The following is a 22,317-nucleotide window of genomic DNA, read 5'->3' on the forward strand; positions in this document are numbered from 1 at the left end:
GCTCAGGCCGCCGAGCGCAGCGACCCCGGCCGCGCGACGAGCTTCTCCAGGGCCTCGGCGGCGAGCCGGGGCGAGTCGAGGGCCTGGAGTTGCTGGGCCACGGCCCGGACGCGCTGGTGCAGCGCGGTGTCCTGGAGCAGCGCGGCGAGGGCCTTCTGGATGGCCTCCTTCGTCGCCTGCTTCCTGGGCAGGTGGTAGGCGAGCCCCATCTCCGCCAGCCGCGCGCCGATGAGGGGCTGGTCCCCGAACAGCGGGGTGATGAGCATGGGGACGCCCTGGCGCAGGGCCCGGCCGGTGGTGCCCCATCCTCCGTGCGTCACCAGCGCGGAGACGTGGGGGAGCACCTGATCATGGGGGACGAAGGACTCGAGCCGCACGTGCGCGCCCAGTCCCTCGGGGATGTCCGCGGCACCGGCCGCCGTCGCGAGCAGGGGGACCTTCAGTGGAGCCAGGGCCTCGAGCGTGCGCCGGAAGAGGCCTCCGTCCATGGGCAGGGTGGTGGTGCTCACCAGGACCGTACCGGGCGCGAGCGTGTCCACGGGGAACGGCGCCGCCTGGGGACGCGGCAGGCTGTAGGACATGGGGCCCACGCACAGTTGCCCGGGCCCCCGGGGCCCCGGGGGGTAGAAGCCCTCGTGCACGGTGACCAGGTGCAGGGTGTCGGACATGATGGTGTGGAAGAACTCGGACGGGCCCCCCTTCCTCGGAGGCAACCCCAGTTCCTCCCGGCAGCGGGCCAGGGGCAGGGCCAGTCCCATGAGCGAGTCGAGGAGCCCTCGGGGCAGGTACTTCATCATCGGGTTGGGCGGCAGCACCATCTTCCCGTCCGCGCCGAACAGCATCAGGGGATTGGGACCCACGCTCGCGAAGGGCCGCCCCGTGAGCTCCGCCGCGTACCGGGCCGCCGGGGACATGAACGACACCACGCCGTCCACCCGCTCGGTCCGGATGACGTCCTCCCACTCCCGCGCCATCCGCACGATCTCCCCCACCATGCCTGCCCGCCCCCGCACGACGTCGCGCACCACCTGATGGACGGGCCGCTGCTTCCGGCTCGCCCGAAGCTGCATCATGCGCTCGAACGGATCCCCGAACGTCCTGCCCTCGCGCGACTCTCCTCCCGCCGCCACCACGCCGTGCGTGAACTTCCGGGGGGCGTAGACCAACGCCCGGTGTCCCCGGCGGATCAACCCCTCCACGATGCTCAACATCGGCAGGGTGTGCCCCGCCTCGCCATACGCCAACACCAGGAACGTCGCGCTCATGGCCCTTCCCTCGTGCCTTCCGTGCTTCCCTGAATCCAGATTCAGAGTTTGATGGCCAGTTATAATGTGCTCCGGAAAAAGTACAATCACCGGAAGTCCGGGGGGAACTCGTTGAAAAGCAAAACGCCGGAGCGCTTGGAGCGCCCCGGCGTCGGTCCTTCGGAGACTCAGGCTCGAATCACAGACCGCGGTACTGCTGCACCAGCGAGTCCATGCGATCGTTCTGACCGGTGGAGAAGGTGTTCATGCACGAGTCGTCGGTGTAGTCCATGAAGTTGGTGATGGGATCCACGCCTGCGGTGGTGCAGGTGTCGCGGCCCGTCGGACAACCGAAGGCGGCGGAGGACTCGGCCGCGGTGTCGCTCACGTAGTCACCCGAGCCGGTGCAGCCGCCCTGGAACGTGTGGTACAGGCCCAGCCAGTGGCCGACCTCGTGGGTGGCCGTGTCACCCTCGTTGTAGGGAGCCGCGGTGCCGCCGGGCAGCGAGCTGTAGAGGATGACCACGCCGTCCAGACTCGGCTGCGAGGCGTAGCTGGAGGGGAAGGTCGCCCAGCCCAGCAGGCCCTGGCCCATGTTGTTGGAGTAGATGTTCAGGTCGGCCGCGGTGCCCTGGCGCAGCGCCGCCTTCATCTTCTTCTCACAGGCGCCACCGCTGCACGTGTACCAGGAGGAGTTGGTGGTGCGGTCCGTGGCCTTCAGGGTGAACTTGAAAGGCGTATTCGCGTAGGCGGCGTTGAGCACGGAGATCTGGCTGGCGATGGCCGCGTCCGAGATGTTGCCCTGCGAGGTGCTGGTGCCGTTGTTGATGACGTGCCAGTAGACGTTGATGTTCACCGAGCCCGCGGCGCGCGCCTGGGCCCGCACACGGCCGGCCAGGGCCTGCTCCACGCTCTGCTTCTCCTCTGCGCTCAGCTCCTGCGTCGCGCAGCCACGCACCACTTGCTGCGTCACCTCCTCCGCGGGCGCCTGCTCCACCTCGGTGCACCCACCGAGCGCCAGCATCGAACCCAGGACCACCGCGAACTTTCCACTCATCGAGACAACGCCACGGAACATTCCAGCTCCTCGGGAAAAGTTGGAAGTACTTATATCTCAAGAAAAGAGAATCAACAACCGAGAATCTGTTTTCATTGGAAAAATCCTCCATCACGGAGAGAGGAGGAAGAAAAGCTGACAGTGAAAAACCAGGACACCAGGGTGTCGGGACTACCCCGGCATACAGGAGACGACCTGCCGCTGATTGGGATTGCTCACCTGAGCGCCTCCCAGGTTTCGGTGTCGTCGGGAATGCCCGGCCGTCCCTCTCGTGGAGGCAGTTTGATGATGGGATTGCCAGAGGAAGGGATCCTTCACGCCTCCCGTGGCCAGTGGCTTCGCCGGAGTCCTGAGGTAGTTCCCCTTGCTCGGAATCACATGCCGCACCCCACCCCGCGGGCCCCTGATTGCCCAAGGCGCGTCCCTCAAGGCGGAGTGAACGCGAGCGGCGCGCCGGTCACGAGCACCGCTCCCCTGAAACCACAGCGCTCGGCCTCACGCCCGGAGCGCACCCGCAGGGCCACCTGACGCAGGGGCTGTTCTCCCGAGGTCAGACGCAACCACCACGCCCCCGCCACCCCCTCCAGCCGCGCCTCGAGCGCACCGGGCGCCTCCACCTCGATTCCCTCCGGCGGCGTCTCGGCACCCATCACCAGCAGCCCTCGCTGGAGGGGCGGGTCGAAGTGGACGGTGAGCGACGCACCGGCCTCGCAAGGCTTGAAGCCCTGCGAGGGCTCGAGCCGCACGGGCCGGGTGTCGTCCCGCACACCTCGGTACCGCGCGATCCGGAAGGGCGCGCGCTCGAGCCAACGTGGCTCCGTGAGCTGGAAGGGCACGCCATGCTGGAAGAGCCATGGAGGAGGATCCGGGACGGTCTCGGGCTGGAGAGACTGGCTCAAGGACATCAGCACCTCATCCGCCTCCCGCACCCGCGACACCCAGAAGGGGGTGCGCAGGTACTCCCCCTCCAGCACGACCGTGGGCAGGCGGCGCGAGGGATCCAGGGCGCCCAGGACATAGCTGTCCCAATAGCCACCGAGCAGCACCGCGCCGTCGGCTCGGGCCACCAGCGTGTCCATCACCGCCTGGGCCGTCGCCAGGTAGGGATTCTCGAGACGCGGCTTCACGAGCAGGTGGCCACCCACCACCAGCCCTCCGGCGAACACCGCGCAGAGCACCCCCATCCGCGCGCGCAGGACGGGCACCAGCCCCGCCAGGAAGAAGGCGCCCGCGGCCACCGCCAACACCCCCAGCACGAAGGTGGGCACGAGGTAGCGGATGCTGTAGCCGTTGTCTCGCACGTGCTGCACCACCAGGCACAGCAGCAGGTTGCCGAGCGCCGCTCCGGCGAGCGCCAGCGTGAGCGCCGCCAGCTCGACCGGAGCGGCGTGGGCCGCCAGCGTGCGCCGGCGCAGATGGTGCAGCAGGAAGCCCAGCGCGATCAGCCCCAGGAGCCATCCGAGGACGACGAGCGGCGCGATCCCCTCCGCGAAGAACGTCGCGAACAGCCCACGCACGTTCTCCTGGAGGTGAGCGAGATCCAGTCGCAGGTTCGTGCGGTAGGCATGCCCGAAGTGCTTCTTGGCGAAGCGGTGGAAGACGGAGCGCGCCCCCGACTCGAAGAGGATGCCCCCCGCCAAGGGCAGCAGGGACAGCCATGGGCGCCAGCGGGCGCGTCCCGGTGGGCTCAGCGCACTGGCACGGACCCCCAACACCACCAGCCACACCAGCAGCATCGGGCCCGAGGTGGGTGACGTCCAGCAAGCCAGCACCGACAGGAGCGTGGCCAGACCCGCCCATCCCCAGGTGACCCGGCCCGGAGCTGGCCGGGCGAGTGCCTCGACGAGGCGGGAAAAGGCCCACCACCCGAGCAGCAGCGCCGTGAGCTGCCATCCATAAGGCTGACCCACGTCGAAGAGGTACGCGTGGCAGATCGGTGCCAGGAGCACCAGGGCCGCGAAGCACGCCGCGAGGACCCAGCCCACCTGCCGGTGGAGGCCCCGCAGCGCGAAGCAGGCCCCACACGCCCAGGTGGCATGAAAGAGAAACAACCGGTGGGGCGTCCAGTCGAAGCCGGTGAGCGCGCGCCACGCCTGGGCGAGGAGCCAGGGCCAGGCGCCGAGGCGATCCTGACCGTAGTAGTACAGGTGGAAGGCGTCGAAGACGGGGTCATTCGACTGGAGCACCGGAATGGCCGCGTCCGAGGTCCATCCCACCAGGGCCTCACTGCCCGGATCGAAGTGGGTGAAGACCCGCGCCAGGACGCCGAGCCACACGAACAAGCCAAAGGCTTCCAGTCCATACGTCCTGGACGAGGAATCTCTCATGGAACCGGGACCTTCTTCATGGGCGCGCACCCTAACCTGATTCCACGTTCTCCAGACCTCGGAATCCTCCCTCTGGAGGCCATCTCCCTCAGCGCGTCCCGCCGGGGCTGGCCGACGCGGACGCCTCGTGGCCGATGCGCGAGTGTTTGCGGATGCCGCCCCGCGTCGAGCGAAGCCACGTGGCGGGCGAACAGCTCTCGCGGCCGGGCGAGGGCGTGGCTGGCCGCGGGCCGGGTCAATCCCGGCGAGCCGCGCGAGCCACGTGACGCTCGGTCAAGGGCGCGTCGAGCGTCAGCAGGAGGTTGAGCCCCACCCCGGTGAAGTGAGCATCGTGCATGACATGGGGGATGAGCATGGCGTGCTCGTCGGAGCCCTGCTCGCAATGTCTTCGCACGAACACGCCTCCCGCATGAACCCATGGTTTACAGGGTGAAGGATGTGCACCCTGGCTGGGGTACTTGACGTCAACGAAGTCATCGCAGCCGAATGAGCCAGAACGCCCCAGAGACCCAGGCGCCCACCACCGCCGCGGAAGTGTTCGCGGGCGGCGGGCAGATGGGCGCGCTCATGCGTGCCATCGACTGGTCGCGCACCGAGCTTGGACCCGTGGAGAGGTGGCCCGCCGCCCTGCGCACCATGGTGGGCGTGGTGCTGGGCAGCCGCTTCCCCATGTTGGTGTGGTGGGGAGAGCATCTGGTCCAGCTCTACAATGACAGCTACCGGCCCATCCTGGGGGACAAGCACCCCGCGTCCATGGGCGCGCCGGCGATGGAGGTCTGGAGGGAGATCTGGTCCACGATCGGACCCATGGCCGAGGGTGTCCTCCGAGGCGCCCCGGCCACCTGGTCCGAGCACCTGCTGCTGCTCATCAACCGCAAGGGCTTCTTCGAGGAGGCCTACTTCACCTTCTCACACAGCCCCATTCCCGATGATGCCGGAGGGCGGGGGGGCGTGCTCGTCACCGTCCAGGAGACGAGCAGCCAGGTGCAGGGCGAGCGGCGGTTGTACACCCTGCAGCGGATGGCGGCGGACTCGTTCCAGGCCCGGAACGTGGAGCAGGCCGCACGGCTGGCGATGGGCGCGCTCGACGGCAACCCGAATGACCTGCCCTTCGCGCTTCTGTACCTGTGCGACACCGCAGGCAGACACGCGTCGCGGGCGGCGGCCCGGGGACTCCGGGAGGAGGGCCTCTCCACGCTCCCGCCCGTGCTGGACCTGACCTCGCCCCGGGACGACTGGCCACTGCACGAGGTCCTCGCCACCCACCGGCCCGTCCAGGTGATGCCACTGCCCCAGCGCCTGCTCCCGGCGCTCGCGGGCGAGGGCCTCCCGGTGCCCACCCGCGCCCTCGTCCTGCCCGTGGAGGGAGAGACCGGCCAGTCCCCGGTGGGCTTTCTCGTGGTGGGCTTGAGCCCCCGGCTCGAATTCGACGACAGGTACCAGGGCTTCCTGCAGCTCGTGGCGAGCCATCTGTCCACCGCCCTCGCCCACGCACGCGCCTACGAGGAGCAGAAGCAGCGCGCCGAAGCCCTCGCCGAGCTGGACCGGGCCAAGACGGCCTTCTTCAGCAACGTCAGCCATGAGTTCCGCACGCCCCTGACGCTGATGCTCGGCCCGCTCGAGGAGCTGCTGACCACGGGCCGGCTGCCGGACGAGGCGCGTCGGGCGCTCGAGCTCGTCCACCGCAATGGCCTGCGTCTGTTCAAGCTCGTCAACACGCTCCTGGACTTCAGCCGTCTCGAGGCGGGCCGCGTCCAGGCCAGCTACCAGCCCACGGACCTCGCCGTACTCACCGCGGGGCTCGCCAGTGCCTTCGACTCGGCCATGGAGAAGGCGGGACTGCACCTCCGGGTGGAGTGCGAGCCCCTGCCAGAGCCCATCTGGGTGGACCGGGAGATGTGGGAGAAGGTTGTCCTCAACCTCATCTCCAATGCGTTCAAGTTCACCTTCGAGGGGCAGATCGCCGTGCGCCTGCGATGGTGCGGCGAGCACGTGGAGTTGTCCGTGAGCGACACCGGCACGGGCATCCTCTCCGAGGAGCAGTCACGCATCTTCGAGCGCTTCCACCAGGTGCGGGGCGCGCGGGGCCGCAGCCACGAGGGCAGTGGCATCGGCCTGTCCCTGGTGCGCGAGCTCGTCAAGCTGCACGGTGGCAGCGTGCGCGTGGACAGCACACCGGGCCAGGGCAGCACCTTCACCGTGTGCCTTCCCACCGGCTCCGCCCACCTGCCGCGCGAGCGACTCGAGGCTCCACGCACACGGGGGTCGACCGGACTCGGCGCGGCGCCCTTCCTCGACGAGGCCTCGAGCTGGCTCGCCTCCCCTCCCCCGGCCCCCACGCACGCCCCCACCGCGCCGGAGGCGCCCCCCGGGCGAGGCCTGGCCCCGGGCGGTTACATCCTGCTCGCCGATGACAACGTGGACATGCGCGACTACGTGCGCCGCCTCCTGGAGACGCGCTTCACGGTCGAGGCGGTGGCGGATGGACGGGCGGCGCTCGAAGCGGTCCGGGTGCGACCGCCAGACCTCGTGCTCTCGGACGTGATGATGCCAGAGCTGGATGGCCTGGGCCTGCTGCGTGCGCTCCGGGCGGACCCCGGGACCGCGTCCATTCCCATCATCCTCCTGTCCGCGCGCGCCGGCGAAGAGGCCACCGTGGAAGGCATCCAGTCCGGAGCGGATGACTACCTCGTGAAGCCCTTCAGCGCCCGCGAGCTGCTGGCGCGCGTGGAAGGCGCCCTGCGCCTGGCGCGCGAGCGGGCCGAGCGCGAGCGGCTGGCCCTGGATCGCGCCGAGTTCGAGCAGTACCTCATCGGCATCGTCAGTCATGACCTGCGCAACCCCCTGGCCGCCATCACCCTGACGGCCACGACGCTGCTGCGCGGCACGGAGCTCGGGGAGCGGCAGCGCAAGTCGCTCGGGCGCATCTTCGCGTCGGCGGAGCGCGCCAACCGGATGATCCGGGATCTGCTCGACTTCACCAGGGCCCGCCTGGGCGGAGGCCTGCCCATCCACCCCGCTCCCCTCGACTTCCATGCCCTCGGCCGACAGGTGGTGGACGAGCTGCAGGTCGCCCACCCCGATCGCGTCATCCTGCTCGAGCAGTGCGGCGACGGTCAGGCCCACTGGGATGGGGACCGGATGGCCCAGGTGCTCACCAACCTCATCGGCAATGCCCTGCACTACAGTCTCCCCGGGACCCCCGTCCAGGTGAAGGCTCACGCAGAAGCGGAGACCATCGTGTTCGAGGTGCACAACGAAGGAGTCCCCATCCCGGAGGAGTTGCTGCCCCGGCTCTTCCAGCCCATGCAGCGCGGAGAGAAGACGGGGGACAACGCGAGCCGCAACGTGGGGCTGGGGCTGTACATCGTGGACCACATCGTGCGGGCGCATGGCGGCACCATCGAGGTCCGCTCGCGAGAGGGAGAGGGAACCACCTTCCGGGTGTGCCTGCCCCGCACCACCCCGGTGTCTCTCGCCCAGGAAGGAGCGTCGCCGTGAGCGCCACGGACACGGTGTTCGCGGGTGGAGGCAAGATGGGTGTGCTCCTGCGCGCCCTGGACTGGAGCCGCACGCCACTGGGCCCCGTCGAGGGCTGGCCCGCGTCCCTGCGCACCTCGGTCAGCACGATGCTCGGCTCGCCCTATCCCATCGCGCTCTACTGGGGACCCGACTACGTCCTGATTTACAACGACACCTTCCGCCCCATCCTCGGTGGCAAGCACCCCGCCTCCGTCGGCATGCCCGCGCAGCAGGCGCTCTCCGAGGCGTGGGACCTCCTGGAACCCATGCTCGAGGACGTCCGGACCTCGCTGGTCGCGTCCTACAAGCAGGATCTGTGCATCTTCATGGAGCGCCAGGGCTTCGTGGAGGAGTGTTTCTTCACCTGGTCCTACATTCCGACCCGCGACGAGACAGGCCGCTTCGTGGGCGTCTTCACCATCGCGAGCGAGACGACGCGCCAGGTGCTCAGCGACCGGCGCTTCAAGACGATCCGCGAGCTGTCCATCCGCACTGCGCTCGACAAGAACGTGGAGGGCGTCTTCCGCTCCGTGGAGCAGGTGCTCCGTCAGGCCGGCGCGGACGTCCCCTTCGCGCTGCTCTACTCGGTCGAGAAGGACAAGGCCCGGCTCGACGCCAGCACGGGCGTGGAGCGCGGCGGGCTGGCCGCTCCGGTGGAGCTCGCGCTCGATGAGGACACCCCCTGGCCCGTGGCCGAGGTCCTGCGCTCGGGCCGCGAGATGCTCGTCGAGGACCTGGGCGCTCGCCTGGGAGTGCTGCCCGGGGGCCCCTGGCCCGAGCCGACGACCCGCGCGCTGCTGCTCCCCGTGACCCTGGGCTCGAACGGAGAGGCCAACGCAGTGCTCGTGGCGGGGCTGAGCCCCCGGCTGCCCCTGGATGAGGGCTACCGCGACTTCCTGCAACTGCTCGCGCGTCAGGTGGCGGCGGACGCGGCCCGCGCCGGCGAGGAGGCCTCCGTCGAGGGGCTCGAGGCCGGAGCGGACGACTACCTGGTGAAGCCCTTCAGCGCGCGGGAGTTGCTGGCACGGGTGCAGTCCCACCTGGAGCTGGCGCGCATGCGCCGGGAAGCCGCGGCGCACGAGACCCGCGAGGTGGGCCTGCGAGAAGCCGTCCACGCGCGTGACGACTTCCTGTCGGTGGCGAGCCACGAGCTCAAGACGCCCCTGGCCGCCTTGCGCCTTCAACTCGAGACCCTGGAGCGGACACTGCCCGGTGAAGTGCGCACACTCGTGAGCGAGCGGCTCTTCGCGGTGCGCCGGCAGATCCAACGGCTCGCGAGCCTCATCGAGACGATGCTGGACGTGTCCCTGTTGGCCGCGGGCCGGTTGCGATTGAAGCTGGAGCCGGTGGACCTGGCCGTGCTCGTCGCGGACGGTGTCGCGCAGATGCGCGAGGAGCTGGCCCGACAGGAGTGCCCCCTCACGCTCGAGTCGGAGGCGAGCCTGCCCGGCCAACTCGACGCCACGCGCCTGGGACAATTGCTGCGCAACCTCCTGTCGAACGCGGCCCGGTATGGCGCGGGCAAGTCGGTGCGGGTACGGCTGCGCCGGGAGGGAAGTCACGCCCTCCTGGAGGTGGTGGACCACGGCCCTGGCGTGAAGCCCGAGCACCAGGCGCGCATCTTCAACCGCTTCGAGCGCGCCGTCTCCTCGCGGCACTTCGGGGGCCTGGGCCTGGGGTTGTGGGTATCGCGCCAGGTGGTCGAGGCGCACGGGGGTTCCATCTCCGTGACGGACACGCCCGGAGGTGGAGCGACCTTCACGGTGGAGCTGCCTCTTCATGAGGGGTGAGCCGGGTCTTTACGGCATCGAACCCATGACCGAAGCTGACGCGAATGGCGAAATACACGGTCAAGCTCACCCAGCCTCCAAGAGGTCATCAGGTTCCACCGCTGCTCGCTGACGTTGGCGACTGGATGGGTCAACAGACCCACGGAACGCTGGGCTGGTTCGATGCGCTCGCGGCCGAGGTCATTCCGAAGGAGTGGAACCCCGAGCAGGCGGACCGGCTTCGCCGCGACGCCTTCGCGTTCCTGAGTCTTCCTGACGGCTCGCTGCTCGCGCTCGTGAACACCGGAGCCAACGCGCCGCACTCGGTCGCGCTGCTCGGCTCGGAGGGCGAGGCGCGGACGGTCGCGAACAGCCTCGAGGAGTTCCTGATCCTATGGTCCCGGGGCGAGACGGAGATCCACGAGCTCGACAACGAAGAGGTGGCGCCCGGGCGGAAGGCGCTGGCTTCGTGGCTGAAAGCGAAGAAGGTCAAGGTGCCCAAGACGAAGGCCTTCGATTTCGCGGCCTGGCTCGACGGCGACGCCGCGCTCCAGCCCGCGGCGGAGGCGCTGGCCATTGCCGAACACACGTTCGCGCCGACCCCGGTGATGAAGAAGCTCGGCCCGAAAACGCAGCGGCTGGCCTCACTCTTCGGACGGCGCGCGGATGCCCCCGAGGTCATCGCCTACGTGACCGGGGTGCTCGGCAAGAAGGTTCCACCGTCCACCAGCGAGAACAACGACTCGGTGAACGTCGCGGCGGCGAAGCACGGCGTCGAACTCGTCTTCTCTCATGACATCCTGAACGACGCCTATCTGCCGATCCCAAAGACATCCAAGACGTTCATCCCCTACGTCTCCTCCGCATGGGTGCGGGCGGGGATCGGCGAGAATGTCCTGGACGTACCGTGGAAGACGACCTCGGAGGCGGAGGTCACCCGGTTGCTCGGCCCGCCCACCGGCCGCCGGGCCGCCTTCGCGGACGAGGATGAGCTCACCGTCGCCTACTGGGCCTACCCGCTCGACACCGCGGCGCACGTGTGGCTCGAGCTCGCATTCGAGGACTCCCTCTCCGTCACCCTCGCCGTGAAGAGCGCGGGCGCGCTCGTGCGGTATCCAGACGTCACGACCGGGCTCTTCGTCGGTTATGCCGTGACACGAGGCTTGCTCGACACCTCGCGGTTCCCGGCGCACCGCGCGCTGCTCGCGGCGATCAAGACACGCGAGGCGAAGGGGTCGGAGTTCGTGAAGCAGGCGCTTGCGCGTGGCCTCTGGGACGACCACCTCCGCGATGTACCGGGGCTGCGCGAAATGGCGTGGCGCTGGTTCCACAACATGAACGGCCTCTGGATGACGGCCGACCTCAAGAAGACGTTCGGAAAGCGCGCGGGCCCGTTCGGTCACGACCAGCCGAAGCTCGATGACGACACGTGGGACGCCGTCGACAAGGCGGCGCCGCTCCTCGACGAGCGCTTCGCGGCGTGGATTGCGAAATAGAAGCGCCCCCAAGGAGCACCCGGGCCTGCCGGTGGTGCTGCTGGGCCACTCCATGGGTGGGCTCATCGCCTCGTGATACGCGCAGCGTTACGGCGACACCCTGGCCGTGCAGGTGCTCTCCAGCCCGCTGATCGGCAACTGGAGCGCCGCCAGCGCACTGCTGGCGAGCGCGCGGTTGCAATCGGTAAAGTGACATTCCCGGAAGCTTGAATCGACTACTCGGAAGTCTCCCCCGATTCGTCCTCCTCCACCTCTTCGTCTTCAAGAGGTGCGCTCATAAACGTAAACCTCCCAGGCAATCGAACGACCATGAAACCCTTGCCAGCTATCCTGACGCGCTCTGCGTCCTCTGCCTTCCCGCTGGCCAGCCATTTGTCTGCCTCTTCCCGTGTTGCAAACTCATGGGAGACCTTGAGCTCGAATGAAGGATCAAAGAATTCTTTGTAGAACCTGCGGAAGTCATCCTCTTTCCGAACGTGGCGAGGGTAGACCAATGCAATCTGCGCGAGTTCGATGACGTCTCTCTCCGGGGAGCCCTCCGGATGCTTCTGGCTGATGGCGTTAAGAGCGCTGAGGATTTCGTCTGTATCGAAGTCTGGAATGTAGGGCATGGTAGCGCCGAGCCTTTCGCATTTCTGTTTCTGGATGCTCCGGATGCAATGTTTGACTTATATGGGAACAAGAAAGAGTGCGCCGCCGACTATCGCAACAACAAATCCTACTCCGGCCACGACCACATGGGTTCCGGGCGGCGCCTCGGGTGTGTGTTCTTTGAGCCAGTCGAGCGCTTTGTTGATATTTGGGAATTGAAGCTTCTTGCTCTGTGACTCCTGCCTCTCCAGTTCCTCCATTTTCTTGACGCAATCCATAAATTCGTTGAGGCACTTTGTGGTGCAGTGCTCCTTATGCTTGCCAGCGTGCTTCGGTATGGATGGAATCTCAGGCTTGCGCCTCATACACTTGGTGTAGCACTGTTTTGTAGCTCGTTGCAGTAAGCCTCAGCTCCAGCACCACCGATCCCGCGTGCATCTTCTTGAAAGTCGATGCTGCTTGCGTTCTCGGCGATCAGGTACATCCTGCGCTCGGGCTCCTGCGTGTGGGCACATCCAAGGTTTGCCACCGCAACCGCCGTTAGCAGCGCCATCAATCGCGTTAGACCTGCTGGGTGCATAGCCTTGTCCCTCAGTGCTTCGCGGCGTTGCCTGCCTGCACTCCCGTTCAACCTCGGCTGAGTGGACAAGTCCGAAGGAGGCAGAGTGCTTCCCGGTACTGTCCGGTTTGTCGAGATCGAAAGTTTCGGGCGACCCCTCAGCCCGGGTCAACGGCACTGGGGCTCATGGAGGCCACTACTGAACGGCAGGCGAAGCTCGGGCGGGTGTAGAGGTCACCAGGGCCCGGCGGCGAGGCCGGTACTCGGGTCAACCACCGTCACGAGGCGAGCAGCCGAATGGGCACCTTCCCCTCCACCTGGAACGTCCCTCTCGCCCCGTGGGGGGAGGCAGGCAGGCATCGAGTGAAGCACACCGGCTGACGAGAGGTGGAGCCATCGCGCGCAACGCGGCCCTCCCCCCGTCCCAAGGAGCCTCCGCCCTCCCGTGGACTCCTTCGTCGCTTGTCGGGCCCGCCGAACACTTCCAGATTCGTGGGGGTGAAATCCTGCTCTCTCCACGAGGTCCATCATGGCAATCACAAGCTCCAACATCGATACAGGCAAGACTCCTCAACGAAACATGTCGGGGCTCTGGGGGGGGCCCTTCGTCATGGGTCTGTTGCTCTCCCTGCTTGGCATCGTGGCGCTGGGAGCGGTGGTGATCACCAGCGTCGCCTCGGTCGTCTTCTTCGGCTCCATGCTGGTGGTGGCGGGTGTCTTCGAAATCGTCCACGCCTTCCGCGTCCGCAAGACAGGCCCCTTCCTGATGTTCCTGCTGGGAGGCGTCCTCTCCATCGTGGTGGGGGCGATGGTCCTGGCACGGCCGGGCTCCGGACTGGTGGCGATGACACTGCTGCTGGCCGGGTACTTCTTCGCCAGCGGGCTCTTCCGGGGCATCACCTCCATCGTCGACCGCTACGCGGGGTGGGGCTGGGACTTCGCCTACGGCATCGTGTCCGTGGTGCTGGGCGTCATCATCTCCTCCCAGATGCCCACTTCCACCCTGTGGGCGTTGGGGCTCGTGGTGGGCGTGGAAATCCTCAGCCGCGGCATCTCCATCATGGCGGGTGCGCTCGCGGTGCGCGGGGCGATGCAACGCCTCGCCCACCCATGACTCCCGGTGTGAACGAGCCTCGAGCCTCCGAACTTTCATCGGAGCAACAATGAACCTTCCCCTGAAGGTCATATCTGGCACCAGGGGATTCCCCTATCCATGCGTTGCGGCAAGAGCAGCCCGCTGGCTTGCCGCTTCCACGGTTCCACCGTATCGGGGGGTTCAATGAGCAGCGAAAAGTTCTCAACCCAGGAGCAGCAGGCGATTGGTGAGTCTCTCAAGGAGCGCATCACGGATGCGGTCCGCGAGCGTGTCGTGTCAGCTCTCGAGGATGGCCTCGGTACCGAAATTCGCGAGCGCGTCGGCGAGGCGCTGCGCTGCGCGCAGGCCGAGCGCTCGCCGCTGATTCAGGAACAGCCCGCTCCGCTCGATCCCGAGAACCTCTCGGAGGCCATCCACAAGCGCCTCTCCGAGGCCATCCGCGATCGCATCAGCTCCGGCGTGCACGAGCGCGTGCGTGAGGTCCTCAAGGATCGGCTGGGAGAGGCCCTGCGTACCGCGCTGGTCGAGCACTGGATGATCGCCCAGCAGGGCTATGGCCAGTTCGACACCGAGCGCCTCGCGGAGAAGGTTCGCAACCGCCTCGAGGATGCGCTGCGGGATCGGATCGGCTCCGTCGTACGCGAGCGTGTCCGCGAGGCGCTCCGAGATCAGTTGGCGGACGCGCTGCGCTCCGCGGTGGCCGAGCGCCGGATGGGGCCGCAGGGCTTCGGCCAGGTCGACCACGAGCGCCTCGCGGAGGCCATCCGCGGACGCCTGGCCGATGAACTCCACGAGCGGCTCACCTACGCCGTGCGTGAGCGCGTGCGCGAGGCGCTCAAGGAGCGGCTGGCGGACGCGCTGCGCTCCGCGGTGGCCGAGCGCCGGATGGGGCCGCAAGGCTTCGGCCAGATCGACCACGAGCGCCTCGCGGACGCCATTCGTGAGCGCATCGTGGAGGGGATCCGCGAGAAGGTCCACACCGCCCTGCGCGAGCGCGTCCGCGAAGCGCTCCGGGAGCGGCTGGCGGACACGCTGCGCGCCGCGATGGTCGAGCGCCGGATGGGGCCGCAGGGCTATGGCCAGCTCCAGCCCGAGCGCATCGCGGACGCCCTGCGCGGACGCCTGGTCGACGCCCTCCACGAGCGGCTCGCGCGCAACTTCCGCGAGCAGCTGGAAGAGGTGCTCCGGGAGCGGCTGGTCGATTCGCTCCGCGACGTGCTGGGCGGGGCTCAGCAGCCAGGCATGGGTGAGCCCTGGATGGGCGCCCAGCCCGGCTTCGGTCAGATCGACACCGAGCGCATCGTGAGCGTCATCCGCGAGAGGGTCGGCGAGGAGATCCGCGCGCGCGTGGCGGAGACGATCGGTGAGCGCGTAGGCGAGGCGGTCCGCCGGGAGCTGAGGAGCAACGTCCAGCATCCGCAGGCCTGACCCTCGCCATCGGGAGCCAGAGGGGTATGACCGCTCACGCTTGTCGATGATGCGCGGTGACACCCCACTCCTCGAGCGCCAGGAAGCCATGTCCCTCGTGGTGGGGGCGATGGCCCTGGCGCGGCCGGCCGGAGGGTCCTCGCGACAGCCGGCTCAAGGGCCGTAGACGGCCTTCAACTGGACGCCGGAGTAGTCCGAGTACCCCTTGAGCATCACGTAATAGGTGCCAGGAAGGGGGGAGCCTGCGTAGCAGCGCTCATAGGTCCCTCCGGCCAGGGAACGACAGTCGTAGTTGGACTCGTCGGGCCGCAGGTCCTTGCGGACGTACAGGTCGGCGTCACCCGTCCCTCCTTCGGCCGTCACCTCCAGGAAGGCCTTGCCGTCCGGCACCGTGATGGTCCAGTACCTGAAAGAGCCCGTGGCGCCCGACAGGTTGAGGACCGCCTGGTTGTTCACCAGCACCCCGGTCCCTCCACCGCCGCTCGTGACGTAGGTGCCTCGCAGCGTCACCCCAGAGAGCGTCCCGGACGAGGACCCGTTGTAGACCCGCACATGCCAGATCCCCGCCTGCGGGGACGTGAAGGTGCAGGTGGAGGTGCCCGACGTCGAGGCACAGTCATACGAGGACAGCGTCGGCGCGGAGCCCCGCTTCACATACAGGTGAGAGGAGCCTCCAGAGCCCCCGTAGCCCGAGAACGTGAGGCTGGTCGCCCCCGAGGGGACCTCGAGCGTGTAGTCGCAGGAGAAGGTGCTGGCGGGTGCCCCCACGTTGTTCACGGGCGTATTGTTGACGAGCGCGCTCGTGGTGGTGCAGCCGGGATACCCCGTCAGGGAGTACAGGCCCGTCAGGCTCGCCCCGGAGAACGTGCCATAGCCATACAGCCTCGCGTAGTAGACGCCGATCCGCGGCATGTCGATGGTGCAGACCTCATCCGTTCCATAGCCCGCCGACTTGCAGTCGTAGGTGGTGTCGTTCGGCGAGGAGCCGTAGCGCACGTACAGGTCCCCGTCCCCACTGCCCCCCGAGGAGACGAACGTGACGCGAGTCGACCCCGACGGGACATAGAAGCTGTAGATGCACGACCAGCTTCCCCCCGACACGCCGATGTTGTTCACCGGGACGCCGTTGGAGAGCGTCGTCGTGCTGGTGCAACCCGCCGGACCGCTGGCGAGGAACGAACCGGTCAGGCTGAGCCCGGAGAACGCCTTACTGCCATAGACCTTCACATGGTAGGTCCCAGCCTGGGCGGTGGTGATGGCGCAGGTCTCGTAGTTGCTGCTCCCGTTGGAGAGACAGTCATACACGCCCAGGGAAGGCTCGGAGCCGAACTTCACGTACAGGTCCGCATCCCCGGAGCCGCTGGTCGTGGTGAACTTGAGGTTGGTGGACCCCGACGGAACATTCAGGGTGTAGTCGCAGGACCACTCGCCCGCCGAGGCAGCGATACCCGTCACCGGGGTGCCGCTGACGAGGGAGCTCGGTCCCGTACAGCTCGAGGCGAGTGCCTGCACCCGCTCCGGGAGCAGCGGGCCCTTCTCCACCAGGGGCTCGGCCCCGCCCGCCGGCTCCTCGGGAACCGACATCTCGGGACCACACCCCACCAGGGCCAACGTGAGCCATGACGCCGTGAAAGCCTTCCGCGCAAAACGCTTCAAGGGATTCTCCTGACTCCAAGAACTGGCTTCGTCTGGTGCACCGCGAGACACGTCGTCGTCGCGGGCGTTTCGACGAAGAGAGATACTAGGAGTCAGGTCTGACACGTACCTCGGGTTTTACCGGGAACTCAGGCCGCCTGGATGGCGGGGGGAAGCGCGCCGAGTTGCTGCAGCAGGGACATCATGTCCAGCTGATCCCAGATTTCGACCACCTTGCCGTTGTGCAGCCGGAAGTGGGGATGGTCGGTGATCTCCACGCGCCGCCCGGTGGGGGCAATGCCCATGAAACCGCCGGTGTGCACCCCCGTCACGGCGAGGCGCACGGCCACCATGCCCTGATCATACAGGAAGGAATGGATGGTGAATTGGATGTCCGAGAAGGACTCCAACCACACGCGCGCCATGAGCTTCAATCCCGGCGCGCCCGCCGGAAGGCCGGCTGGCAGGGGGTGCGCCACGACATCGGGAGCGAAGAAATCAGTCATGCTCTCGACATCGCGCTGGACATAGAGGCGAGTCAGATACCGCTCGTAGAGTTCCCGGGCCTGCTGGGCATTCATGAGGTGTCCTTCCGCGTGTGACAGGGGACCGCCATGGTGCTGAACCGCGCGAGAATCACAATCACCCGGGCGAGAAGGCGTGCAGTAGCACGCAGGCCATGGGCCAGGAGGACCAGGCAGTGACCTCTGCCCAACGACCCGTGCGTGTCTTCGTCAACGGTTGGCCGCTCCCCCCCACACCGCACCTGCTTTGATGCTGGGGATGAGCATGAGGTTCACCCCGCGCGTTGGTGAACGGGCTCGGGGGCGCCGGGGCTGGCGCCCCGCGGTCTTCTTGGGGAGGCTGCGGGACACGTCGTGCTCAGTCGTGCTCATTCCTGGAGGAATCCGTGTTCCCTCGTGCCCTCGGCGGCGGCCTGGCCGCCAGTCTCGTCCTTCTCCCGCTCGCCGCCTGGAGCCAACAGACGGACACCTCGCCACCTCGTCCGGGGACCGTCCTGGATGGAATCGGCATCGACAAGGACGAGCAGGACTACGCCGGCATCCTCCAGAGCGACTGGGGCCAGCCGCCTGGCTTCTCCGATCCCGAGTCGAGCATCATTGGCTATTCACTCGCCGTCGGTACCCGGCCGTGTGGCACCGAGGTGCGCGGGTTCGAACCCGTCGGGCTGGTTCTGTCGTACACCCTGTATGATCTCAACCTCCTCCCCGGACAGCGCTACTACGTCACCATTCGCGCGACCAACGGCGCGGGACTGGCCACCCATGTGTCCTCGGACGGTGTCCTCATCCTTCCCAACACGGGCGGAGCATCCACCCCGCTTCCCGGCGGGGAGTGCACCCCGGGAGGCACCAACCCCACCCCCGACGCGGGGTCCGATGGCGGTGCTCCGGACACTCCGCCCGACGCGGGTACGCCTCCCGACGCGGGCACGCCTCCCGACGCGGGCACTCCCGATGACGGCGGCGCGCTGGAGGCCCCCCTGGGTTGGGGCTGCGCCACGGGCGGCCCCGGGGGATTCGCGATGATGGCCCTGTCGGCGCTCGGGCTCGTCATCCGCCTCCGACCAGGGGGTGGGACACGTGTGGGCCGAAGCGGTACAGAGGGGAGATGACGACGACTCCTCCCCGATTCAAGGCCGCGGCCGTGCAGGCCGCTCCCGCGTTCCTCGACCTCGACGCCGGTGTGGACAAGGCCGAGCGCCTCATCGCCGAGGCCGCCAGCCAGGGTGCCTCGCTCATCGCCTTCCCGGAGACGTGGCTGCCCGGCTATCCGTTCTGGATCTGGCTCGGCGCGCCCGCGTGGGGCATGCGCTTCGTGCAGCGCTACTTCGACCAATCGCTCACGGTGGAGGGCCCACACATGGTGCGGCTGCGCGAGGTGGCCCGACGGCACGGCATCCACGTGGTGATGGGCTACAGCGAGCGCTCCGGATCCAGCCTCTACATGGGCCAGGCCCTCATCGGCCCGGAGGGCGGGCTCATCGCCGCGCGGCGCAAGCTCAAGCCCACGCACGCCGAGCGCACGGTGTTCGGCGAGGGCGATGGTGGGGACCTGAAGGTGCACGCCACGGCGCTCGGCCGGTTGGGGGCGCTCAACTGCTGGGAACATGTCCAGCCGCTGGTGAAGCAGGCGATGTTCACCCAGGGCGAGCAGCTCCACGTGGGCTCCTGGCCCAGCTTCTCGCTGTACCGCGACATGGCGTACGCGCTCGGCCCCGAGGTGAACCTCGCCGCCAGCCGGATGTACGCGGTGGAGGGCAGTTGCTTCGTCATCGGCTCGTGCGCCACGGTCTCCGAGGAGATGACGGCGCTGCTGTGCGATTCACCGGACCGGGCGAAGATGCTGCTGCCCGGAGGCGGCTTCTCGATGATCTACGGCCCGGATGGCCGGCCCCTGGCACAGCCGCTGGATGAGCGCGCCGAGGGGCTCGTGTACGCGGACATCGACCTGGGGCTCATCCCGCTCGCCAAGGCCGTGGCCGACCCGGTGGGGCACTACTCGCGTCCGGACGTGCTGCGGCTGATGTTCAACGACACCCCCCGCCGGATCATGGAGCGCTTCGACGGGCGCTTCGACGCGGAGCCGAACCAGGCCGGCAAACCCTGAGCTCGACGAGACGGCGTCCGGTGTCCCTGGCTCACGAATACCCTGCCCTTCTGGCCCGCTGGGCGATTCCTGTTGCCGGGGCGAGATTTGGGCGGAGGTTCACTCATGATTGTCGCCGTCCTGGCACTCGTCATGGCTCAGACGTCACAGCCATGTCTGGAGCGCTATCACTCCCTGCAGCCCACCTGCCCTGGACTCGCGAGCTGCCCCTCGAATGAGCAGGAAGCCTGTGCCCGCCTGAGCAGCACCTTCGCGGTGGATGAATCGCGCCTCGGGATCAGCCTCCAGGAGGACGAGGCCGTCGAGGTCATCCATCCCGAGGCGATCCAACCGGTCCTCGGCGCGGGAATCGCCGGCACGCCCGGCCAGATCGACGCTCCGGCCCAGGTCCAGACGGTCGGGCTCGCGGGGGCCTCGCTGGGCATCGTCGCCACCCCGTCCAGACGCGTCGCGCTCCTCTCCTTCTCGGTCAACCCGTTCGCCATCTCGAGCGAAGGCCGACGCTCCTTCGTGCGTCTCTCGCGTCTCTTCGACGTCAGCGTCGTGCTGCCCACGCCCTTCCAGGAACTGCCCCGCACCGCGTTCCTCGGCCTGCGGGCCAACCTCGACTTCGTCGGCGCCGCGGCGGCCCACGGCGCGTTCGAGACCCTGTCGGCCACGCTGCTCCAGGCCTGGCGTCAAGTGCTCACCACGGAGGGCTGGTTTCGCGAGGACTTGAGACACGCGCTCGACACGCTCACTCCCGCGCAGCGCGCACGGTGTCTCGACGCCCTCTTCGCGATTCCCGTCACGCTCGATGGGCTCGCCACCTGCTCCCCAGAGCTTCCCGCCCGCCTCCTGGCCGCGGCGTCCGCGAAAGCCCCGTACCAGAAGGCCCTCGACGGCTTCCAGGACGCGGTCGACACCTCCCATGGTGGACTCAACGTGCAGTTGGATGTTCCCGCGACCCGGTCCAGCACCGTGCCCCTTCGAGCGGCGCTCCTGGGCGCCGGGACGTATGGCTTCGCCAGGGACGCGCGCGCCCCGTGGCGGATCGACGTCCTGGCATCGCTCGGCCCGGACTGCCTGCTCCAGGCCGACAACAGTGCCCTGGGCGTGTCCCTGGCCGCCGCGCTGGCCGTGAAGGCACGACTCGCGCGAGGCCTGCCGAGACTGCATTCGAGCATCGGGTTGAGGGGCCATCTCGGCCAGGACTCACAGGCGGAGGTCCTCAGCCTCGCGAGTCAGCCTGGCAATTACCTCCAAGCCCAGTGGGGTGCCAGCCTCCCTCTCGGGCGGAGCGGGGTGACCGTGTCCGGTGGCGTGAACTGGACCCTCGTCGGAAGGAAGTCCGGACAGGTGGCGTTCACCACGAACCTCCTCTACTCGCTGCCGAGCGGGGAGTGAGGCTTCAAACCCATACGGAGTTCCGCCCCGCGTTGAAGGGACGAGCCTCCAAGGGGAAGGCCCACCACGAGGAGCGTCCTGGACATGCCGCAACGTCCCTCCCTGTCGGAACCACTCCGGGAAACACTCGAGCTCCTGCTCGCCAGGGCCGATGATCACCAGCCCAGTCTGCCCTCCGGGCTCGATCCGGCGTCCGTTCAGAGCGCCCCCCGGCCCGAGCGGTTGCCACGACGGGCGGATGTGCCCCTGCTCGACAGGCCCGACGCGGACCCCAACGCACTGCCCGAGCAGCGATGGGGTGTGATCGCGCCCGAAGGGGCCGAGGGCGACCAGTTGCTGCGAGCCATTGCCCCGCTGGTGGAGTACCGGGCGCGACAACAGGGCGCGGAGGTGAAGATCTACCGGGTGCCGCCGGACATGGACGCGGCCCAGGCGGTCACCTGGAGGGAACAGGTGTATCGGGACGAGTGTGTCCCCCCGGAGGAGCGGCCCAGGTACCTGCTGGTGCTCGGGAGCCCGGAGCAGGTCTCCTTCGAACTCCAGCACGTGCTGGCCCAGGGAGCCTTCGTGGGACGGTTGCACTTCGCGACGCCGGAGCGAGCACCGGATCTCGCCAGCCTTGCCGCCTATGTGGACAAGGTGCTGGCCCACGAGCACTCCTCCGAGCAGGCCGAGGCCACCGACGTCCTGCTCTACACGGCCTCGGATGGCTCGAAGGCCACCGTCCAGAGCCACCAGCTCCTGATGGAGCCCTGCCGGAAGATGGTGGAGGAGCGCTGGCTCCCCAAACAGCTCGCGAAGCGGCTCCAGCTCCTCCACGGCGAGCAAGCGGAGGCACTGCCACGCGTGGCGGGCGCGGTGCGCTCGGGGGTGTTGCTCTCGGTGTCCCATGGACTGGGGGCGCCGAGTGGAGGATGGGCTTCCGCCGAGCAGCAGCGGATGCGGCAGGGGGCGCTCTGTCTGACACCCGAGCGGGAGCTCACCGCGGACATGGTCCGGCGGTTGCCGTTCCTCCCCGGGGGTGTGTGGTTCTGCGTGGCGTGCTTCGGGGCGGCCACTCCGCGCAAGAGCGCCTTCCATGCCTGGCTGTCGATGCTGGCGAAGCAAAGGCTCTTCCCGGGCCACCCCGAGGCCGTGCTCGACAGCCTGCCCCGGCCCGGGGAGCCTCCCTTCCTCGCCGCGCTTCCCCAGGCCCTGCTGGCCAATCCGCTCGGTCCCCTCGCCTTCGTGGGGCACAGCGATCTGGCCTGGAACTTCGGCTTCGTCAACCCGGCGAACCTCGCCGAGAGCCGCGCGTCTCGCATCCTCTCCGCGCTCGAGGTCCTGGCGAAGGGCAGCCGGGTGGGGGTCGCGCTCGATGCGCTGATGCGCTCCTTCCGGGACGTGAATGACAGCCTGATGTCCGTCTACCAGGAGCGACAGGAGGCCCTCGAGGAGGAGCGGCCGGACCCCACCGATCCCAAGCGGCTCGGCTACCTCTGGATGCTGCGCAATGACTTGAGAGGCTATCTCCTGCTGGGAGATCCGGCGGTCCGGCTCCAGTTGCGGCAAGCCATGAGGTAGGCAGGAGATCGTC

18 protein-coding genes are annotated in these 22,317 nt (G+C 68.1%); 9 read left to right on the forward strand and 9 right to left on the reverse strand.

Features of this window, described 5'->3' with window-relative positions:
• Nucleotides 1-2 precede the first annotated feature (2 nt).
• The 4 genes from CYFUS_RS29435 to CYFUS_RS51025 all read right to left on the reverse strand — a co-directional run bounded on the left by CYFUS_RS29435 (nt 3) and on the right by CYFUS_RS51025 (nt 5,022).
• Nucleotides 3-1,265: a glycosyltransferase gene (locus CYFUS_RS29435; RefSeq protein WP_095988252.1), complete on the reverse strand. Its 1,263-nt coding sequence runs from the start codon at nt 1,263-1,265 to the stop codon at nt 3-5.
• 178 nt (nt 1,266-1,443) lie between these two features.
• Nucleotides 1,444-2,301, reverse strand: coding sequence for a zinc metalloprotease (locus CYFUS_RS29440; protein ID WP_232536878.1), 858 nt, complete (start codon nt 2,299-2,301; stop codon nt 1,444-1,446).
• A gap of 425 nt (nt 2,302-2,726) precedes the next feature.
• Nucleotides 2,727-4,628: a hypothetical protein gene (locus CYFUS_RS29445; RefSeq protein ID WP_095988253.1), complete on the reverse strand. Its 1,902-nt coding sequence runs from the start codon at nt 4,626-4,628 to the stop codon at nt 2,727-2,729.
• Nucleotides 4,629-4,863: 235 nt separating this feature from the next.
• A complete protein-coding gene (locus CYFUS_RS51025; protein WP_157758732.1) occupies nt 4,864-5,022 on the reverse strand; it encodes a hypothetical protein in 159 nt (52 codons plus the stop codon).
• Nucleotides 5,023-5,114: 92 nt separating this feature from the next.
• Here CYFUS_RS51025 and CYFUS_RS29450 point away from each other — a divergent pair, with 92 nt between their 5' ends.
• From CYFUS_RS29450 to CYFUS_RS29460, 3 genes are read left to right on the forward strand one after another with little or no spacing between them, the layout of a single operon-like run.
• Nucleotides 5,115-8,129 carry a GAF domain-containing sensor histidine kinase gene (locus CYFUS_RS29450; protein ID WP_232536879.1) on the forward strand — a complete coding sequence of 1,005 codons (3,015 nt, stop codon included), beginning with the start codon at nt 5,115-5,117 and terminating at the stop codon, nt 8,127-8,129.
• Nucleotides 8,126-9,940, forward strand: coding sequence for a GAF domain-containing sensor histidine kinase (locus tag CYFUS_RS29455; RefSeq protein ID WP_232536880.1), 1,815 nt, complete (start codon nt 8,126-8,128; stop codon nt 9,938-9,940). The genes CYFUS_RS29450 and CYFUS_RS29455 overlap by 4 nt, the downstream gene beginning before the upstream one ends.
• A 44-nt stretch (nt 9,941-9,984) precedes the next feature.
• The gene (locus CYFUS_RS29460) at nt 9,985-11,415 is read left to right on the forward strand and encodes a hypothetical protein (protein ID WP_157758733.1); all 1,431 of its coding nucleotides are present in this window, start codon (nt 9,985-9,987) and stop codon (nt 11,413-11,415) included.
• Nucleotides 11,416-11,630: 215 nt separating this feature from the next.
• Here CYFUS_RS29460 and CYFUS_RS29465 read toward each other — a convergent pair whose 3' ends face one another.
• Genes CYFUS_RS29465 through CYFUS_RS54060 form a run of 3 tightly spaced genes read right to left on the reverse strand, consistent with a single transcriptional unit; the run spans nt 11,631 to nt 12,490 of the window.
• Nucleotides 11,631-12,026, reverse strand: coding sequence for a hypothetical protein (locus CYFUS_RS29465; RefSeq protein ID WP_095988255.1), 396 nt, complete (start codon nt 12,024-12,026; stop codon nt 11,631-11,633).
• A 57-nt stretch (nt 12,027-12,083) separates the two neighbouring features.
• Nucleotides 12,084-12,371, reverse strand: a complete 288-nt coding sequence (locus tag CYFUS_RS53095) for a hypothetical protein (protein WP_232536881.1) — start codon at nt 12,369-12,371, stop codon at nt 12,084-12,086.
• Complete coding sequence (locus CYFUS_RS54060) at nt 12,368-12,490, reverse strand: hypothetical protein (RefSeq protein WP_269770161.1); 123 nt, start codon at nt 12,488-12,490, stop codon at nt 12,368-12,370. Before CYFUS_RS54060 ends, CYFUS_RS53095 begins: the two co-directional genes overlap by 4 nt.
• Before the next feature lie 604 nt (nt 12,491-13,094).
• Between CYFUS_RS54060 and CYFUS_RS29475 the strand changes: the two genes are divergently transcribed.
• Both CYFUS_RS29475 and CYFUS_RS29480 read left to right on the forward strand, forming a co-directional pair.
• Nucleotides 13,095-13,679, forward strand: a complete 585-nt coding sequence (locus tag CYFUS_RS29475; protein ID WP_232536882.1) for an HdeD family acid-resistance protein — start codon at nt 13,095-13,097, stop codon at nt 13,677-13,679.
• Between the two features lie 165 nt (nt 13,680-13,844).
• Nucleotides 13,845-15,089 (forward strand): hypothetical protein, encoded by a 1,245-nt coding sequence (locus CYFUS_RS29480; protein ID WP_095988257.1) that lies wholly within the window; start codon nt 13,845-13,847, stop codon nt 15,087-15,089.
• A 153-nt stretch (nt 15,090-15,242) separates the two neighbouring features.
• Here CYFUS_RS29480 and CYFUS_RS29485 read toward each other — a convergent pair whose 3' ends face one another.
• Together CYFUS_RS29485 and CYFUS_RS29490 are read right to left on the reverse strand one after the other, a co-directional pair.
• Nucleotides 15,243-16,745, reverse strand: coding sequence for a PPC domain-containing protein (locus CYFUS_RS29485; protein ID WP_095988258.1), 1,503 nt, complete (start codon nt 16,743-16,745; stop codon nt 15,243-15,245).
• A gap of 128 nt (nt 16,746-16,873) precedes the next feature.
• Entirely contained in the window at nt 16,874-17,305 is a 432-nt protein-coding gene (locus CYFUS_RS29490; protein ID WP_095988259.1) for an ester cyclase, read from the reverse strand.
• A gap of 329 nt (nt 17,306-17,634) precedes the next feature.
• On the opposite strand from CYFUS_RS29490, the gene CYFUS_RS29495 reads away from it, so the two are divergent.
• The 4 genes from CYFUS_RS29495 (at nt 17,635) to CYFUS_RS29510 (ending at nt 22,304) form a co-directional block, all read left to right on the forward strand.
• Nucleotides 17,635-18,360, forward strand: coding sequence for a fibronectin type III domain-containing protein (locus tag CYFUS_RS29495; protein WP_095988260.1), 726 nt, complete (start codon nt 17,635-17,637; stop codon nt 18,358-18,360).
• Nucleotides 18,357-19,355, forward strand: coding sequence for a carbon-nitrogen hydrolase family protein (locus CYFUS_RS29500; RefSeq protein WP_095988261.1), 999 nt, complete (start codon nt 18,357-18,359; stop codon nt 19,353-19,355). Before CYFUS_RS29495 ends, CYFUS_RS29500 begins: the two co-directional genes overlap by 4 nt.
• Before the next feature lie 105 nt (nt 19,356-19,460).
• The gene (locus tag CYFUS_RS29505; protein WP_095988262.1) at nt 19,461-20,741 is read left to right on the forward strand and encodes a hypothetical protein; all 1,281 of its coding nucleotides are present in this window, start codon (nt 19,461-19,463) and stop codon (nt 20,739-20,741) included.
• An 84-nt stretch (nt 20,742-20,825) separates the two neighbouring features.
• The gene (locus tag CYFUS_RS29510; RefSeq protein ID WP_095988263.1) at nt 20,826-22,304 is read left to right on the forward strand and encodes a hypothetical protein; all 1,479 of its coding nucleotides are present in this window, start codon (nt 20,826-20,828) and stop codon (nt 22,302-22,304) included.
• The last annotated feature ends 13 nt before the right edge of the window (nt 22,305-22,317 follow it).

It is taken from the genome of Cystobacter fuscus, assembly GCF_002305875.1.
GTDB lineage: Bacteria > Myxococcota > Myxococcia > Myxococcales > Myxococcaceae > Cystobacter > Cystobacter fuscus_A.